This is a genomic window from Marinobacter sp. F3R11, from assembly GCF_003318275.1.
Lineage (GTDB): Bacteria > Pseudomonadota > Gammaproteobacteria > Pseudomonadales > Oleiphilaceae > Marinobacter.
The window spans coordinates 133,407-151,121 of sequence record NZ_QOCH01000015.1 but is presented as its reverse complement, the minus strand read 5'-3'; the positions used below and the strand labels follow the sequence as shown (position 1 = coordinate 151,121).

The 17,715-nt window shown below is 54.1% G+C and carries 15 protein-coding genes; 3 read left to right on the top strand and 12 right to left on the bottom strand.

What is annotated here, in order from left to right; genetic code table 11:
• Positions 1–69 precede the first annotated feature (69 nt).
• From holA to leuS, 3 genes are read right to left on the bottom strand one after another with little or no spacing between them, the layout of a single operon-like run.
• Complete coding sequence (gene holA / locus DS878_RS09095) at positions 70–1,077, bottom strand: DNA polymerase III subunit delta (protein ID WP_113815662.1); 1,008 nt, start codon at positions 1,075–1,077, stop codon at positions 70–72.
• On the bottom strand, positions 1,074–1,661 hold the full coding sequence (gene lptE / locus DS878_RS09090; RefSeq protein WP_113815661.1) for an LPS assembly lipoprotein LptE: 588 nt from the start codon (positions 1,659–1,661) through the stop codon (positions 1,074–1,076). The genes holA and lptE overlap by 4 nt, the downstream gene beginning before the upstream one ends.
• A gap of 1 nt (position 1,662) precedes the next feature.
• Positions 1,663–4,248, bottom strand: coding sequence for a leucine--tRNA ligase (leuS, locus tag DS878_RS09085; RefSeq protein WP_113816629.1), 2,586 nt, complete (start codon positions 4,246–4,248; stop codon positions 1,663–1,665).
• A 180-nt stretch (positions 4,249–4,428) separates the two neighbouring features.
• Here leuS and DS878_RS09080 point away from each other — a divergent pair, with 180 nt between their 5' ends.
• Positions 4,429–4,977: a zinc ribbon-containing protein gene (locus DS878_RS09080; protein WP_113815660.1), complete on the top strand. Its 549-nt coding sequence runs from the start codon at positions 4,429–4,431 to the stop codon at positions 4,975–4,977.
• A gap of 67 nt (positions 4,978–5,044) precedes the next feature.
• Here DS878_RS09080 and lnt read toward each other — a convergent pair whose 3' ends face one another.
• From lnt to miaB, 5 genes are all read right to left on the bottom strand, one after another.
• Positions 5,045–6,595 carry an apolipoprotein N-acyltransferase gene (lnt, locus tag DS878_RS09075; protein ID WP_113815659.1) on the bottom strand — a complete coding sequence of 517 codons (1,551 nt, stop codon included), beginning with the start codon at positions 6,593–6,595 and terminating at the stop codon, positions 5,045–5,047.
• Complete coding sequence (locus DS878_RS09070; RefSeq protein WP_113815658.1) at positions 6,585–7,433, bottom strand: HlyC/CorC family transporter; 849 nt, start codon at positions 7,431–7,433, stop codon at positions 6,585–6,587. The genes lnt and DS878_RS09070 overlap by 11 nt, the downstream gene beginning before the upstream one ends.
• Positions 7,430–7,903, bottom strand: a complete 474-nt coding sequence (ybeY, locus tag DS878_RS09065; protein ID WP_113815657.1) for an rRNA maturation RNase YbeY — start codon at positions 7,901–7,903, stop codon at positions 7,430–7,432. The genes DS878_RS09070 and ybeY overlap by 4 nt, the downstream gene beginning before the upstream one ends.
• Positions 7,900–8,895, bottom strand: coding sequence for a PhoH family protein (locus DS878_RS09060; RefSeq protein ID WP_113815656.1), 996 nt, complete (start codon positions 8,893–8,895; stop codon positions 7,900–7,902). Before DS878_RS09060 ends, ybeY begins: the two co-directional genes overlap by 4 nt.
• A gap of 63 nt (positions 8,896–8,958) precedes the next feature.
• Positions 8,959–10,305, bottom strand: a complete 1,347-nt coding sequence (gene miaB / locus DS878_RS09055) for a tRNA (N6-isopentenyl adenosine(37)-C2)-methylthiotransferase MiaB (protein WP_113815655.1) — start codon at positions 10,303–10,305, stop codon at positions 8,959–8,961.
• 334 nt (positions 10,306–10,639) lie between these two features.
• On the opposite strand from miaB, the gene trmH reads away from it, so the two are divergent.
• On the top strand, positions 10,640–11,371 hold the full coding sequence (gene trmH / locus DS878_RS09050; RefSeq protein ID WP_113815654.1) for a tRNA (guanosine(18)-2'-O)-methyltransferase TrmH: 732 nt from the start codon (positions 10,640–10,642) through the stop codon (positions 11,369–11,371).
• Between the two features lie 168 nt (positions 11,372–11,539).
• Here the strand turns inward: trmH and DS878_RS09045 are convergent, their stop codons facing one another.
• The 4 genes from DS878_RS09045 to DS878_RS09030 form a co-directional block, all read right to left on the bottom strand.
• Positions 11,540–12,556, bottom strand: coding sequence for a nucleoid-associated protein (locus DS878_RS09045; RefSeq protein ID WP_113815653.1), 1,017 nt, complete (start codon positions 12,554–12,556; stop codon positions 11,540–11,542).
• Between the two features lie 245 nt (positions 12,557–12,801).
• Positions 12,802–14,460 (bottom strand): sulfate adenylyltransferase subunit CysN, encoded by a 1,659-nt coding sequence (gene cysN, locus DS878_RS09040; protein WP_113815652.1) that lies wholly within the window; start codon positions 14,458–14,460, stop codon positions 12,802–12,804.
• A 1-nt stretch (position 14,461) separates the two neighbouring features.
• The gene (cysD, locus tag DS878_RS09035; protein ID WP_113815651.1) at positions 14,462–15,370 is read right to left on the bottom strand and encodes a sulfate adenylyltransferase subunit CysD; all 909 of its coding nucleotides are present in this window, start codon (positions 15,368–15,370) and stop codon (positions 14,462–14,464) included.
• A 171-nt stretch (positions 15,371–15,541) separates the two neighbouring features.
• Positions 15,542–15,952: a PilZ domain-containing protein gene (locus DS878_RS09030; RefSeq protein WP_113815650.1), complete on the bottom strand. Its 411-nt coding sequence runs from the start codon at positions 15,950–15,952 to the stop codon at positions 15,542–15,544.
• Between the two features lie 348 nt (positions 15,953–16,300).
• Between DS878_RS09030 and rimO the strand changes: the two genes are divergently transcribed.
• A complete protein-coding gene (rimO, locus tag DS878_RS09025) occupies positions 16,301–17,644 on the top strand; it encodes a 30S ribosomal protein S12 methylthiotransferase RimO (protein WP_113815649.1) in 1,344 nt (447 codons plus the stop codon).
• Positions 17,645–17,715 lie beyond the last annotated feature (71 nt).

Here is a 17,715-nt window from a genome sequence, read left to right as displayed (position 1 = left end):
TGATTGTGAAAAACTGTCAAGTGAGGGAGGTGTAACAACTGGCGGTATATATAGCCGGTTTGACCCAGGTCAGGATCTGGCTGCGAGAAGTGCCGACATATCTCTCAGATAATGCCAGGGAGAGAGTTCTTCAAAACCTTTTGCAGCGCGATCAATCTGGCTGCAAAGTTTCAGGGCTTCGTGAAGCTGATGTGGATTCAGTCGCCGTGCTGCCTGTTCCAAGGCCCGGGCCCGCTGTGGTTGAAAGACTCCGCGCTTTTTAAAAAATGCAGATGGGCTCTCCGACCTGTTCTGGCCTGTTTTCAGTTCAAGTAACAGATTGAGGTCACGGTTTAACACCGAAAGAAGCCCCAGAGGGTTCTCGCCCTCCTGCTGCAGTACGCCAATCATCTTGCCAGCGTGCTGCGCGCGGCCCGAAAGCAATTCGGTAACCAGTTCAAAACCATTGAAACGAGAGCTGTCCTGTACTGCTTGTTCAATGGTTTCTTCGTCTATGGTGTTGCCGTTGGTCAGCAGAGACAGGCGGTCGAGTTCCTGGCTGGCTGCTAGCAGGTTGCCCTCCAGCCGCTCGGCAAGCATCGCCAGGGCTCCGCGGGTGAGGCTCAGGCCCTTATTTCCTGCTCTTTGCTGAAGCCAGCCCGGAAATTTGTCTGCATCCACGGGCCACACAGGCACGTGGACGCCTTTGCTCTGGAGTTCTTTGTACCATTTGCGCCGGGTTTCAGCTGCGTCCAGCCGGGCGCTGATCAGCAGGACAATTATGTCTTCGGGAGGCTGAGCCAGAACCCTTTCCAGAACCGCACGACCATCCCCCAGCTTACCTGTCGGCAGGCGTATCTCTATTCGGCGTCGTTCAGCAAACAGGGACATGGCATTGAATTCATCCGCAACCATATTCCAGTCAAGTTGCTGGTCTGCATGAAAGGTCAGGCGATCCTGAAAGCCCGCATCTCTGGCCGCGCTCCGGATCAGGTCGCAGCACTCCTGAACCAGCAAAGGTTCGTCTCCTGAAACCAGATAGACAGAGGCCAGGCCTTTACGGAGCAGTTGCGGCAGTTGACCCGGGTTGGTCTTCATAGGGCGTCAGTTGGCGTGTTGGCCGGGGTGCTTGTTTTCTCGTGGTTGTCCCTGATTTCCTGTAACCGTTCCGGAGAGATGGGTGTCAGCCGGAAGATGATCTGGTGCGCCAGACGGTTATTAAGCTGTTGCCGGACGCCTTCTTCTTCGCGCTGCTTGGCGAGTACGCTGGTTTCGTCGTACAGATAACTTTCAACCGTTGTAAGGGGGGTTCTGGCGATAACAGGGATGCCATCGTTACTGATCAGTTCAAGATTAACCGAGTGCCTGAGGGTATATTCTGCAGCTGCTGCCTCACTGGTGATAGCCGACACCCGGCGATCTTCCTCAAAATCGTGAATCCTGAGGTGGTATTTCGCGCCGTCTCCCGATGTCAGCTCAATACCGTTGAGCTCAAGCTGTTCACGCACGGACGAGCAGAGAGAAGTGGGAGCAGGGGGCTGGCAATCCAGCTCAAGGGGCGCAAGGGCCGAAGAAACCTGTGGTGCACTCCGTAACTGAAAACCACAGGCCACAAGGCTGGCAGCCATAGTGCTTAGGGCTATCAGTCGGGTTGTGTTCAGATACAGAGTGCCGAGCCTCATGTCAGTTAGCCACCACGTTGACCAGCTTGCCGGGTACGACAATAACTTTACGAATTGTAGCGCCTTCGATAAAGCGTATAACGTTTTCGTTTTTCAGGGCAAACTCTTCCAGATCGGCTTTGCTTATGTCGGCTGGAACTTCTGCTTTGGCCCGCACTTTGCCATTGACCTGAAGAACAACCTGAATCTCGCTACGTACCATGGCGGATTCGTCGGCTGACGGCCAGGGCGCATCAACCACCGGGGTGCTGTGCCCCAATGCCTGCCAGAGCGTATGGCAAATATGTGGAACGATCGGTGACAGCATCATGACGGCTGCTTCCAGTGCTTCCTGGCGCACAGCTCGGGTCTGAGGCTCTTCACCATTCAGACGGCTGACCTCATTCAGAAGTTCCATTACGGCGGCAATGGCGGTGTTGAATGTAAGGCGCCGGCTGATATCGTCGCTCACTTTGGCAATGGTTTCATGGGTTTTGCGACGCAGGTCTTTCTGGGCCTGATTCAGGGTGCTCACATCCAGGGCAGGAGCGGTTCCGCCAGATATTTGCTCGTTCACCAGGCGCCAAAGGCGCTTGAGGAAGCGGTGAGCCCCTTCCACGGCACTGTCTGACCACTCCAGGGACTGCTCGGGTGGTGCTGCGAACATCATGAACAGGCGCACCGTATCAGCGCCGTGTGCATCAATGATGGACTGAGGATCTATGCCGTTGTTCTTTGACTTCGACATTTTGGTTACGCCACCCGCGATGACGGGCTGCCCGTCATCCTTGTGAACCGCACCGATCGCGTGGCCTTTTTCATCCCGCTCGACAATCACATCTGCCGGGGAAATCCAGACCTTACCGCCTTTGTCATCTTCACGGTAATAGGTGTCGGCCAGAACCATGCCCTGAGTCAGAAGTTGTTTGAAGGGCTCAGAACTGGTTACCAGGCCTACATCCCGCAGCAGTTTGTGGAAGAAGCGCGCATACAACAGGTGCAGAATGGCATGCTCAATGCCGCCGATGTACTGGTCTACAGGCAGCCAGTAGTTTGCTGCTGCCGGATCCAGCATACCCTTGTCGTAATTCGGGCTACAGAACCGGGCGTAATACCAGGACGACTCCATGAAGGTGTCGAAGGTATCGGTTTCCCGCGTTGCCGGCTGGCCCTGGAAAGAGGTTTTTGCCCAGTCGGGATCAGCCTTGATGGGCGATTGAACTCCGTCCATTTCAACGTCTTCGGGCAGGAGAACCGGTAGCTGATCATCCGGCACCGGGCGCTGAGTGCCGTCTTCCAATGTCATCATCGGGATGGGGGCTCCCCAGTAACGTTGGCGCGATACGCCCCAGTCACGAAGACGATAGTTTACCGTGCGCTTGCCGATGCCCGTGCTTTCCAGATAGTCGGCAATGGCTTCAAAGGCTTCGTCGCTGGTCATACCGGAGTATTTACCGGAGGACACCAGTACTCCCTTGCCAGTGAAAGCCTGCTCTTGCACGTCAATTTCGCGGCCATCGCTGGCGGCAATAACCTGTTTCACGGGCAGGCGATATTTGAGTGCAAATTCGTGGTCGCGGTCATCATGGCCAGGTACCGCCATCAACGCACCGGTTCCATAGTCAGTGAGTACAAAATTTGCGATCCACACAGGAATCTCTTCCAGTGTGAGCGGGTTTATGGCTTTAAACCCGGTATCCACACCTTTCTTTTCCATCGTGGCCATATCAGCTTCGGCCACCTTGCTGTTACGGCACTCTTCCACAAACGCCGCGACATCCTGATGGCGTTCAGCTGCAGCTTTGGCCAGAGGGTGTTCGGCAGCCACAGCCATATAGCTCACGCCCATCAGTGTATCCGGGCGTGTGGTATAGACGGTGAGGCCTTCATCACTGTCTTTCAGGGGGAAGGTAAGCTCTGTGCCGACCGACTTTCCGATCCAGTTGCGCTGCATGGTTTTGACCTGCTCCGGCCAGCCATCCAGATCGTCCATGTCGTTCAGTAGTTCTTCAGCGTAATCGGTAATGCGAATAAACCACTGAGGAATTTTTTTCTGTTCAACCAGCGCGCCTGAACGCCATCCGCGACCATCAACAACCTGTTCGTTGGCCAGAACTGTCTGGTCGACAGGGTCCCAGTTCACGGTAGACATTTTTTTGTACACCAGGCCTTTTTCATAAAGGCGCGCAAAAAACCACTGCTCCCAACGGTAGTAATCCGGTTTGCAGGTGGCCAGCTCCCGGCTCCAGTCATACCCGAAACCCAGCTGTTTAAGCTGGTTTTTCATATATTCGATGTTGGCATAAGTCCACTTGGCGGGAGCGGTCTTGTTGGCAATGGCGGCATTCTCGGCAGGAAGGCCAAAAGCATCCCAGCCCATGGGTTGCATGACATTTTTGCCTTGCATGCGCTGGTAGCGGGAGATGACATCGCCTATGGTGTAATTCCTGACGTGCCCCATATGGAGCTTGCCGCTAGGGTAAGGGAACATGGACAGGCAGTAGTATTTCGGCTTACCCGGTTCTTCCCTTACTTCAAAGGTTTTATTCTCTTCCCAGAAGGTGCGCGCATTGAGTTCTACGTCACGGGGATTGTACTGCTCGTCCATACCTGCCATTACCAAAGTTACCCTGTATAAAAGTGATGTGCGGAGCGGCCGGACATTCTAACGCACAGAAGGCGTAACAGGTAGTCCGGCGCTCTGTTGTAAATGCGTATGCCCCCATGCTTGTCCGGCTGCAGATGATGGCCCACAATAAAATAACGGCATTCATAAAAGGAAAGTGCAATGACGGCCCAGGAAAAAGACCATCTCTCGGGAAAGGCTCTCGAAGCATATGACCGCATGCTTGAACAGGTGCAGAGCCGCCTGCGAACCGCTCAGGAAACTACGCTGGAAACCCTGGAAGAGGAGGTTGATAAGGCGATAGAAGTGGAGCAGGAACTGGAGGAAATGACCCGGGATGAAATAAGCCTTCTCGGTACATACCTGCAGCGGGATCTTGAGCACCTCATTCACTTTGTGGATGAAACCGGAGAAGGACTCGCTGAATGGCTTCAGCTTGATCTTTCACTCCTGGAAAACCGCCTCACTGAGCGCTTGCTGTCGGTTGCTGATCAGACTTTGGTGGACACACTGGCGTTGCGGCAAAAACTCGAAAGCCATGACGCCGGGAAATACATAGCCGGTGAGGTTGCGACGGCCGGTATGTTTCAGTGCCTGAACTGCAAACACATGCTGTGCCTGACGTCGACCAGTCACCTGGAACCCTGTGAAGCCTGTGGTTCAAAGTATTTCAAACGTGTGACCAGCCGGTGGCCGCGAAAAGAAAGCTGATGCTGGCCTGAAAAGCGGGAGGTTTGGGAGCACTGTGTTAAGTTTGGGCACCAGAGCCTGAATCGAATCAGTTTTCAGGAATAACCCGCTCGCGAACAAAAACGATCAGAATCAACGCCAGTGTCAAAACCGGCCAGGAAGCGGTCATCATATACGGCGTACTTCCACTTGCCTTGAATACCTCGCCCGTAAGCACCGCGCGCTCAAACTGCGGAATACGTGATGTGATCTGCCCTTTGTTGTCAATGATTGCGGTGACCCCGTTATTCGTGCCGCGAATCATATATCGACCGGTTTCCAGCGCTCGCATGCGTGCAATCTGAAGATGCTGCAGAGGCCCTACCGAATCTCCGAACCAGCCATCATTGCTGATCGTCAGCAATAAATCCGAATTTACGGCGTTACGAGCCAGAAAATCCGGATATGCTACTTCGTAGCAGATGAACGGCATCACCCGGGAGCCGTTGGCAATTAATGGCCCCTGATTCTCCGGACCACGTGTAAAGCTCGACATTGGCAAATCAAAGAATCCGATCAGCCCCCTCAAAACGCCTTCGAGGGGAACATACTCACCAAAAGGTACCAGTTTCTGCTTGTGATAAATGCCATTGCCGTTGCCAATGGCTGTAATGCTGTTGTGATACGTAAACTTGCCAGTTCGTGCGCTTACGCCGTACCAGGGGATACCCGTGATAAGGGTGCTGTCATCCCCGAGGTTCTCCTTGATGTGATCAATGATTTTTCCCGCCTGGTCCTGTGGTATGGGGATGGCGGTTTCGGGCCAGAGAATAAGATCTGTATCCCAATAGGGTTCTGTCATGCCCAGATAGGCCACAATCTGATCTTTCAGAAATTCCGGGTCCCACTTGACCAGCTGTGGAATATTCCCCTGCATGGCTGCAACAGAGACGGGCTCGGTGCTCATGTCTGTCCAGTCGATACGGTTCAATGCCGGCGCAGTGACCCAGGGAATCAGCGTAGCTGTCACCAGTATTCCGGCACTGATCAGGCGGTGCCGTGATATAAGCCAGCCGGCTGCAAAAATTGCAGCTCCGCTTGCTGCCACCCAGAAGGTGATGCCGTGAACCCCGATAACCGGCGCGAGGCCTGCCAGCGGGCCGTCGGTGTGCGCTGTTCCCAGATATAGCCATGGAAAACCGGTCAGCAGCCAGCCTCGCAGCCAGTCTCCGAGGATCCAGATAGCAGGGAAGAGAATGAGCCGCCGCACAGCGCTGTTGCTGGCCAGTTTGCTCCAGAACCAGAATGCGAGAGCCGGGAAAAGGGCCAGTCCGGCTACAAACGCCGCTGTAAGTAGTACCGAAACGGGGAGAGAGGTGTTTCCGAATTCGCTGATGCTGATATAAACCCAGCTTGCTCCCGAGCCAAACAGACCCAGCCCCGTCAGCCAGCCGGCGGCGAAGAGCCGTTTGGCTGCCAGTGGGATGGTGACCAGCAGAACAAGCAGTACGGAAACCGGGCCGAGCCACCAGAGATAAAACGGTGAAAAGGTGAGAGTCTGCAAGGCACCGGCAACCACAAGGGTCGCCGCGCCTGACCAGCGATTGGAGAAAAATGAATGAGCCGGGGTGATAAGGGGTTTTGACTCGTCACTGCTCACTACGGGTTACCTGTAGCAGGCGGATGACACGATTATCTGCATTGGCAATGGTAAAGCGTAAACCGCCGAATTCAATCGTCTCGCCTCGTCTGGGCAGGTGTCCGAACTCCTTGAGTACTACGCCGCCAATCGTGTCGAACTCTTCCTCATCCAGCCCGGTCTTGAAGAACTCATTGAAATCGTCCACCGGTGTTACCGCTTTAACAGCGTAAGAGCCGTCGCCGTGGGCCTTGATGTGGGTTTCTTCATTGAAATCGTGTTCATCCTCGATCTCTCCGACGATCTGCTCCAGCACATCCTCAATGGTAATCAGGCCGGCCGTTCCACCGTACTCATCCACAACGATTGCCATGTGGTTGCGGTTTTCCTTGAACTGCTTGAGAAGCTGGTTCAGGCGTTTGCTCTCGGGCACAAACGTTGGTGGACGCAGAATTTCGCGGACATGGGACCAGTCCATATCGTTATTGAGTGCCAGCGGCAAAAGATCTTTTGCGAGAAGAACACCGATGACATCATCCTGGCTGTCGCCAATAACCGGGAACCGGCTGTGGGCAGATGAGATGACTTCATCAAGAAATTCTTTCGGATCCTGGGAGGCCCGTACAGTGACCATCTGGGAACGGGGGATCATGATTTCTTCCACCCGCATGTCCACCACCTGCATGGCCCCTTCGATGATGCTCATTGCATCGCCATCGATAATGGCCTGGGATTCGGCATCCCGCAGTATCTCCAGAACGTCTTCGATAGACTCTGGCTCGTTGGAGAAGGCATGTGATATACGCTCCAGCCAGGACTTGTGAGAGCCCTGACTGCGACTCGACTGATCGTCGCTCATGAGTCTTTTACCGTTTCCTCTGCTGTATAGGGGTTGCTGAACCCAAGCTGTGCCAGCAACCGGATTTCCAGGGCCTCCATGGCCTCTGCGTCTTCATCATCAATATGGTCATAACCCTGAAGATGCAACATACCGTGCACCACCATGTGTGCCCAGTGAGTTGCCGGTTCTTTATGCTGCTCCCTGGCTTCATCTTCCACCACCGGGGCGCAAATAACGAGATCTCCTGCCAATGGCATTGTTATACCGGCTGGGGCTTCAAATGGAAAGGACAATACATTGGTTGGTTTGTCCTTTCCCCGGTACTGATGATTCAGTGCCTGGCTCTCATCAATGCCGACAATGCGGATGGTTACCTCGGATGAATCCGGCGCAAGCCAGGCTGCCTGAGCCCAGGTCTGAAACAGGGACTCCGCCGGTACTCCGGAGCCTTCGAAGACATTCTGGAAATCGACCGTCAGTTCACTCACTGCCTGTGGTCACTCCCTTTTACGTTTGATTCATCAAACGAGTCGTAGGCTTCCACTATCCGCTGGACCAGGGGGTGCCGGACAACGTCTTTGGCCTCGAAACGGGTAAAACCAATGCCCGTAACCTTACTGAGCACGCCTGCTGCGTGTGTCAGCCCGGAATTCTGGCCGCGGGGCAGATCCACCTGAGTGGTATCGCCGGTAATCACGGCCGTAGAGCCAAAACCAATTCGCGTCAGGAACATCTTCATCTGCTCGCGGGTGGTGTTCTGGCTTTCATCAAGAATAATAAATGAGTTATTCAGGGTCCGGCCGCGCATGAACGCCAGAGGTGCGATTTCAATCACGCTTTTCTCGATAAGCCGGGTGACATGATCAAACCCGAGCATTTCATAAAGTGCGTCATACAACGGCCGAAGATAGGGGTCCACCTTCTGGGCCAGATCCCCGGGCAAAAAGCCCAGTTTTTCACCTGCTTCAACTGCCGGGCGAACCAACAGAATCCGTTTTACCTGCTCATCTTTCAGCGCTTCAACTGCACAGGCCACAGCCAGCCAGGTTTTGCCCGTGCCAGCAGGGCCAATGCCAAAGTTGATGTCGTGGGAGCGAATGCTGTGGACATACTTCTGCTGATTCGCGCCGCGGGGTTTCGCGGTAAGTTTCGGGGTTTTGATAATCGTAACCGAACCATCGAACGGAACATCTTCGGGGAGCCGCTCAAATCCGGTTTCCCTGATATACAGATGCACGGTGTCCGGCGAAATGTCATCAGTAGCCTCAGTTTCCCGATAAAGGTGCCGGATTACTTCCACTGCTGCGGCAACGTGTTCGGTTTCGCCTTCCACCCGGAAGTGATGGCCTCTGCGGCTGATTGATACCTGCAGGCGCCGTTCGACGTGCTTCAGGTTCTCATCAAACTGCCCGCAAAGTGTGGTCAACCTGTGTTGATCTATCGGATGTAAATCAAATTGTCTGGAATCGTTGGTGTTCAATCTTACTCCGTTTCTTTTCAGCCGGTATACGGCTTGAAGATTATAGAATGCCGGGGGTGAGGCTCAGTGCAGCTCGGAGTCAACAGGCACGCCGCGTAAGGAGTTTGCGTAGGCCTGGACAATCTCGACGTCTATGAAGTGCCCGACAACCCCGGGATTCTCATGCCGGAAATTAACAATCCGGTTGTTTTCGGTGCGTCCGGAATACTCCCCGGGATCTTTCTTTGACAGTCCGGTTACCAGGATACGCTGGGTTGAGCCTACCATCTTGCGGCTGATGTCCATAACTGTCTGGTTGATCCGGTCCTGCAGGATTTTCAGGCGCTTTTTCTTGACGTCCATTTCAGTGTCGTCCGGTAAATCCGAGGCTGGCGTACCGGGGCGAGCGCTGTAAATAAAACTGAACGACATGTCGAAACCGATATCATTGATCAGCTTCATTGTGTCTTCAAAATCCTTATCGGTTTCACCCGGGAAACCGATGATAAAATCAGAGGAAAAACTGATGTCCGGGCGAATCTTGCGCAAACGACGAAGCTTGGATTTGTACTCCAGCGCCGTGTGGCCGCGTTTCATGGCCGCCAGAATGCGGTCGGAACCGCTCTGTACCGGCAAGTGCAGATGACTGACCAGTTCAGGTACCTGGTTGTACACTTCAATCATCGCATCGGTGAACTCAACCGGGTGGGAGGTGGTGTAACGGATGCGATCGATGCCGTCGATGGTGGCTATCAGGGTGATCAGCTCCGCCAGATCCATAAAATCGCCATCATGGGTTTCACCACGGTAAGCATTCACGTTCTGACCCAGAAGATTGACCTCGCGCACGCCCTGGCTCGCAAGATGAGCGACCTCAGCGATCACATCATCAGCTGGCCGGCTGACTTCCTCGCCTCGGGTGTATGGCACCACGCAGAAGGTGCAGTATTTGCTGCAGCCTTCCATGATGGAAACAAATGCGGATGGCCCGTCTGCTCCCGGATCAGGCAGGTTGTCGAACTTTTCGATCTCCGGAAAGCTCACATCTACAAGCCCCACGCCGTTACCTTTTACGCGCACTTCGGTAATCATATCCGGCAGGCGGTGCAGGGTCTGTGGACCGAAGACCATGTCAACATAAGGTGCCCGGTCGAGAATAGCCTGACCTTCCTGGCTGGCCACACAGCCGCCGACACCGATGATCAGTTCCGGTTTCTTCGTTTTCAGTTTTTTCCAGCGTCCCAGTTGATGGAAAACTTTTTCCTGAGCTTTTTCACGAATGGAGCAAGTGTTCAGCAACAGAATGTCGGCGTCGTCCGGTGAGTCGGTCATTTCTACCGCTTCGCCGGTTTTAAGCAGGTCGGCCATGCGGGATGAATCGTATTCATTCATCTGGCAACCGTGAGTTTTGATGAACAGCTTTTTGGCCATGGTTCTCAACATAACTGGATGTATTTGGCGCCTGGAGCCTTGGGCAGTCAGGACCGGACGCACTGAAAAGAAGAACTGCGCATTATAACGGCGTGATCATTCTGCAACCAGCATTGTCTCGGTAAACTGCCAGTTTTGCTGTGGTATTATTTCTGCGGTTTAAATTTCGGAGTCTGGAGCAATTGGTACAGGACTCTCCAAAAAGCGCCCGTAAATACTTCCCTGTAGGGCTCGGTCGCGCCATCCCTGGCGCTCCACGTTTTTGGAGAGTCCTGCACCAATCGCTTCGTCGAGCTTCGGCGTATCAATCACTTACCACAAACATCACAAGATTATGACTCCCGAACGCCTTGCCCGTATCAAGCAGGTTTTACACACCCGCCAACCTGATCTGAGCGTCCTGACTGACCAGGTTCACAAACCGAGAAACCTCTCCGCCATACTGCGATCCTGCGATGCCTTCGGGCTTTCCAGTATGCACGTGGTTTGGCCCAAAGAAGGTTTTCGTGCCTTTCGTAAAACTGCTGGTGGCAGCTTCAAATGGGTAACACCCCACACCCATCGCACCATGGATGATGCTATAACGAACCTGAAAGGGCAGGGGCATAAACTCTACGCGGCACAGCTGTCAGACCGCGCCATTGATTACCGCTCCGCAGATTTCACCGTGCCCTGTACCATCGTCATGGGCAATGAAGTGGATGGTGTCAGCGCCGGTGCAGCCGAGCAGGCAGATGAACACATCGTCATCCCCATGATGGGTATGGTGGAATCCCTCAACGTATCCGCCGCCTGCGCCATTATCCTCTCGGAAGCACAGAGGCAGCGAAAAGAAGCGGGGTTATTCAACTCCCGACGCATACCGGATGACGAATACAACCGCCTGTTGTTCAGTTGGTGTCAGCCCGTTGTAAAACGCTACTGCGACGACCGCAATCTGCCATACCCGCCACTCGACCACGAAACGGGCGAACTGGTTGACGGGGTTGGCTGGATGCAGGATGTGAGGGAGCTAAGAGCAAACCGCCCGAGGTGGACCGATAAAAAACCGGAAGAGATAACCTAACCAGATAAACCCCTCAGCCTGATCGGCCCGTGGTGTGGTGGATCTTTTCTGCCGGAAAAAGATGTCTGAGCGCAGCGAGTTGCTTTTTCCAGAAGAAAAGATCCACCGCGCCCCGGAGCCAGCCATCGAAGCGCCAGGTAAGTCAGGCCGATACATGGTTCCGAAGAATCAGTCCTCGCGACTCTCGAGATACCGCTCCAGCTGCTCCCGCAATGCCTTGGGCAAACGGGTAATAGTAAGTGCATCCTTATCCCGGTCGTAGTACACCGCCTGGTTTACCAGGTCCGAAGAAAAAGAAACACTCATGCCACCACCAGAGCCGGCAATACGCACCAGCTTCTTCACCTTGCGATGATCCGGATGCAGAACACCGCTTTCCGGCAGCTCAGCCGACTTGCTTGCGAACTCCCGGAAGCGCTCGGGCTGATCCTCGTCCAGATAGCCAGACAATGCCTCAATAGCAACCGGCTCGCCCAGCGCATGCTGCTCCTTGCAGAATTCGTATGCTCGCGTACGAACCTCTCCAGCCTTTTCGGGTTCTGACGACTTTGCAAATGCCTCCACCGCATCCAGAAACGTCAGGGTTTCCTTTTCCACATCCACCTGATTGGTGAAACCACACAAGCGGATGAACAGGTCGCCAGGTTCACCAGTGCCACGGGCATGAACCAGGGTAAGGTAGTTCTCGGCTGCGTTGTCTCCCAGCCAGTCGTCCAGCTCAACCCGCATCGCAAGGTTCAGGCGCGACGTACTCAGCACATCTGTTGTGTCCAAGGCCTGGTTGCCATCGAAACGCAGAGCACCATCGCTTTCGAGAATCATTACATAAACAACATCCGAGTCCGCAAGCGCTTCGTGAACAACCATAAGCTGCCCCTGAAACTCCTCCTGGGATCCAGTCAGCAATTCCTGCCACTGCCCGAACAACCTGTCAGTGAACGATGCAAAACTCTGCTTGTCCTCAAGGTAATCCTTCAGCCAGCCAGCAAACGGGCTTTCACCAATATCCTCCGAAAACCGCCCATATTTTTTACCGGGCTTGCTGTTGAACAGCCGCTTCATCTGCTTGTGCAGGGCTTCATAGTCGCCACCCGGTTCCTGCAGTGATTCACCACTTTGGAGGCGAGCAGGCTGCCCCGGCTGATATTGACTGGAAAAAGCAGTGCGCAGGTGTTTGATGGCCATAAACAGAAATTTCCTGAATTAATAAGCAAAAAAAGCCCCGAAGGAAACCTTCAGGGCCACAGATTTTGCCACGTACAACGATTACATTCACGACTAAAAGGGAGAATTACTGCATAGCCTGATAGCCGTGGGGCGGGGAGTCTTTTCTGCCGGAAAAAATGTCTGAGCGAAGCGAGTTGTTTTTCCAGAAGAAAAGACTCCCCGCCCCGCGGCCTCCATCTAAACAGCCATGCCTGGTTCCCGGGTTAAATTCTCTTATCGCGAACCAGTTCCTGCACCAGAGCAGCAGCAATGTCGGATACTTCCTCTGTGCTATCAGCCGATACGGAAACGCTGGCCACATCAGTGCCTAGATTCACTGCAATCGCAATCAGCCCATGGGCTGTGAGCAGCTGGGCAGTACGACGGCGGTCGTCAGCATTGCCCGCATTGTCTTCGCTCAGGACCACTGCAGTCTTGCCCTGGTCAAAAAGTGCACGCTCCACCGCCAGTGCAAGGGCTGGAGCTTGTTTGCCGGAGCAGCCGATAATCGTCGGCTGCTGAGCCAGTCGTCGTTCACGCTCTTGCGGGCTGACCGGTTCCAGATTTCCTGCAGTTTCTGCCAGTCCGTCAATCATACCGGCGCCAACGGTTACGTTGGTCAGCCTGTCGATAACGATGAAGCTACCTGTAGCATGGTTGCGCTTGTATACATCAAACGCGATTGGCTGGCTCAGTGTTACGTCACACAGCCCGATTTCATTTACTTGCAGCAGTTCAGGATTTGCATTCTGCTCCAGAGTGTTCACGTCGGTCTGATAGTGGATTTTCCGAACCGTGCCCGATGTGAAGGTGGGGCCCAGTTTGATGTCATACAGACGGCCGGTTTGCAGGGGGGCGTCAGCCATCCACACGATGTTGGCCTTGAAGCGATTGCTTACTTCCGGCTCGTCTTCAGGTTTTACCAGCATGTCGCCACGGCTGATATCAATCTCGTCGGCCAGAGTCAGTGTTACCGCCTGGTCGATGTATGCTTCATCCAGGTTACCATCAAACGTGACTACTTCCCTGATGGTACTGAGGCGCCGGGAGGGCAGGGCCATAACCTTGTCACCCGGGCGAATCACGCCAGAGGCTATGGTGCCGCAGAAGCCGCGGAAGTTCAGGTTTGGGCGGTTTACATACTGAACCGGGAAGCGGAAGTGCTCCAGATTCTTGTCACGGCCCACTTCGACCGTTTCGAGGATCTCCATCAGCGGCTGTCCGTTAAACCACGGCATGTTCTTGCTGTGGTTGACCACATTATCCCCTTCCAGGGCCGAGATCGGCACAAAGCGGATGTCGTTCAGCCCGAGTTTTGCGGCAAAGGCCAGGTATTCCTCTCTGATTTCGTTAAAGCGGTCTTCGCTGAAATCCACCAGGTCCATCTTGTTAACGGCCACTACGATGTGCCGTATGCCAAGCAGGGAGGCAATGTATGAATGTCGACGTGTCTGGGTAAGTACGCCTCTGCGGGCGTCGATCATCAGAATAGCGACCTGCGCTGTGGACGCGCCCGTGGCCATGTTCCGTGTGTACTGCTCATGCCCTGGCGTGTCGGCTATGATGAACTTGCGTTTGTCGGTGGAGAAGTAGCGGTAGGCGACATCAATGGTGATGCCCTGTTCACGCTCCGCCTGCAAGCCGTCTACCAGCAAGGCAAGATCGAGCTTTTCACCGGTGGTGCCCATTTTTGCACTGTCGGTTTTCAGGGTGGCCATATGATCTTCGTAGATCATTTTTGTGTCATGCAGCAGGCGGCCGATCAGGGTGCTTTTGCCGTCGTCTACGCTGCCACAGGTGAGCAGGCGCAGCAGCTCTTTGTTCTCGTGCTGTTTGAGATAAGCCTGGATGTCGTCGGCGATGAGATCAGATTGGTGTGACATATCAGAAGTACCCTTCCCGCTTTTTCTGTTCCATGGAGCCGGCCGAGTCGTGATCGATCACGCGGCCCTGGCGTTCTGAACTGGTCGCCAGCAACATTTCCTGGATAATCTCCGGCAGAGTGTCCGCCTCAGATTCAATGGCGCCGGTCAGTGGGTAGCACCCCAGAGTACGGAAACGGATGGACTTCATCATCGGCTTTTCACCCTCCTTCAGAGGCATGCGGTCGTCATCCACCATAATGAGTGAGCCGTCTCTCTCTACCACCGGGCGTACCGCAGAGTAGTAAAGAGGAACGATTTCGATATTTTCAAGATAGATGTACTGCCAGATGTCCAGCTCAGTCCAGTTTGAGAGCGGGAAAACCCGAATACTCTCGCCTTTGTTTACCTTGCCGTTATAGGTGTTCCAGAGTTCCGGTCGCTGGTTTTTGGGGTCCCAGCGGTGGTATTCATCACGGAAAGAGTAGACGCGCTCTTTGGCCCGGGATTTTTCTTCATCCCGGCGGGCGCCACCGAAAGCTGCATCAAACCCGTATTTGTCCAGAGCTTGTTTGAGCGCCTGGGTTTTCATGATGTCCGTATGCTTTGCGCTACCGTGGGAGAAGGGGCCAATACCCTGTTCCACGCCGTCCTGATTGATGTGCACTATCAGATCCAGCCCGTATTCCTTCACCTTGCGCTCGCGGAAATCAATCATGTCCCGGAATTTCCAGGTGGTATCCACGTGCATCAGGGGGAAAGGTAATGTTCCCGGGTAGAAAGCCTTGCGGGCCAGGTGCAGCATAACGGCGGAATCTTTGCCGATGGAATAGAGCATTACCGGGTTATCAAACTCGGCGGCCACTTCGCGAATAATGTGGATGCTTTCCGCTTCCAGTTGCTTCAGATGCGTGAGGTTGTATGTGGTCATGATAATCCGTGCCGCAGCGGGCCTTGATGGCGTGCAAATATGAACGGCAATCATATCAGAGGCAATATGGCTATAAGAAGGCCTGCTATTAGAGTTTTAAGTTATAGCAATATAGCGCTCAAAGGAGCGCGGCCTGGAGCGGGTTTGGGGCTGTTGTTGTGTCGATCGGTTTCAGGCGGGGTTGCGTGAATCGGCCAGAAGTTTGCGAACATAGAGGTCTATATAATCGAACCCGTTACCTTCAAAGTCCGCAAACTGAATGCCGAGTTGGAATTCGTCTCTGGCCATTCTTCGCAGGTGAATAATGTTCCCGTTGGCTAAAATGGACACTGGCTGGGTTGCGACGACCGGTACAGAGAACTGGGCTTTTACGGTCAGCCAGTTTCCCGGTGCGGGGGCTTTCAGGTCGGGTATGAGCTGGCCTGCCGTCTCCTGATCACAACGAACCATTACGCCGGAGCGGGAAAGGTTGGATATTTTACAGGTGAGCTGGCGACCATCCGGCTTCTCGATGACGATATCGCTCTCGACATCCACACGCTGTTGGTTGCGCAGGTTGGGCTTGATTGTGGCTGCTTTCATGGGGACTCTTGAATAAGCTCTTCTAATTGGTCGTTCTTTATAAACGCCCGTTATAGGCGCTTTGATGGCCCTGATGGCGTGTGCCCGGATGTAAATAATGTTTCAGAACAAGGCGTAACCGGTAAAAAGTGTAGTTGTTTGTTTTCTGATCAGCAACTTTTGTGTCGTACATTGTTGCAGATTTAATGTATTTTTCTGAACAAGGCGTCACAAATTTGACTTAAGCCGGGAACATTTAGATATCAGGTCGGCTCGGCTTTTGCTGCAGAGGGGGGCTCGACTGGTGTAAAATTCCGCCTCCATTCATTTGTGTGCTCTCGCCGGGCGCCAGGAATCCTGAAACGTTATATGACAGAAAAAACCGAGAACACAGTGGCCGGTAACGGCAAAGTTGGTTTTATCAGTCTGGGCTGCCCCAAGGCTCTGGTTGATTCCGAGCGCATCCTGACCCAATTGCGGCTGGATGGTTACGACGTTGTTCCTACTTACAACGATGCTGACATAGTGGTGGTGAATACCTGTGGTTTCATTGATGCTGCCAAGCAGGAATCTCTCGATGCCATTGGCGAAGCGATTAGCGAAAACGGCAAAGTGATTGTTACCGGCTGTATGGGGGTGGAAGCCGACAAGATCCGCGAGACCCACCCGGGTGTATTGGCGGTTTCTGGGCCCCATGCGTACGAAGAGGTGGTCGGGGCGGTACATCAGTTCGTTCCGCAAACCCGCGAGCATGATCCCTTTACAGATCTGGTGCCGCCTCAGGGCATCAAGCTGACTCCCAGGCACTTCGCCTACCTCAAGATTTCTGAAGGCTGCAACCATCGTTGTACCTTCTGCATTATCCCCTCCATGCGCGGCGATCTTGTGAGCCGGCCTATTGGCGACGTAATGGACGAGGCTCAGCGCCTGGTTGATGCTGGCGTAAAAGAGTTGCTGGTGATTTCTCAGGACACCTCGGCCTATGGCGTTGACACAAAATACCGTACCGGGTTCTGGCAGGGGCGCCCCCTGAAAACCAAAATGCAGTCACTTTGTGAAGCGTTGGGTGAGATGGGTGTCTGGGTGCGCCTGCATTATGTGTATCCATACCCCCACGTGGACGACATTATTCCGCTGATGGCCGAAGGGAAGATTCTGCCGTATCTGGATATTCCGTTTCAGCATGCCAGTCCGAAAGTGCTGAAAGCCATGAAACGCCCGGCCCATGATAGCAAGACCCTGGAACGTATCCGCCGCTGGCGGGAAATCTGCCCGGAGCTGACCATCCGTTCCACCTTTATTGTCGGCTTTCCGGGTGAGACCGAGGAAGACTTCCAGTATCTGCTGGACTGGCTGGATGAAGCTCAGCTGGACCGCGTGGGTGCCTTTACCTACAGTGCGGTTGAGGGTGCCAAGGCCAATGAGATTGAAGGCGCCGTGCCGGAGGAAGTCAAAGAAGAACGTCTCGCCCGGTTTATGGAGAAACAGGCCCATATCTCAGCCGCTCGCTTGCAGGCAAAAATCGGCACAACGATTGATGTGTTGATTGACGAAGTGGACGAGGAGGGGGCCATTGGTCGCTCCAAGGCTGATGCGCCAGAAATCGATGGTATGGTGTATCTGAACGACGTCACCGATCTTGAGCCGGGGCAGATGGTGCAGGTCGTGGTGGAGCATGCGGATGAGCATGACCTCTGGGCCCGTCTGGCCTGAGCCTTGCCCTGACGCCGGCCCTGAAGAAAAAAAGGATCGCCCCCGGTAACCGGTGGCGATCCTTTCTGTTT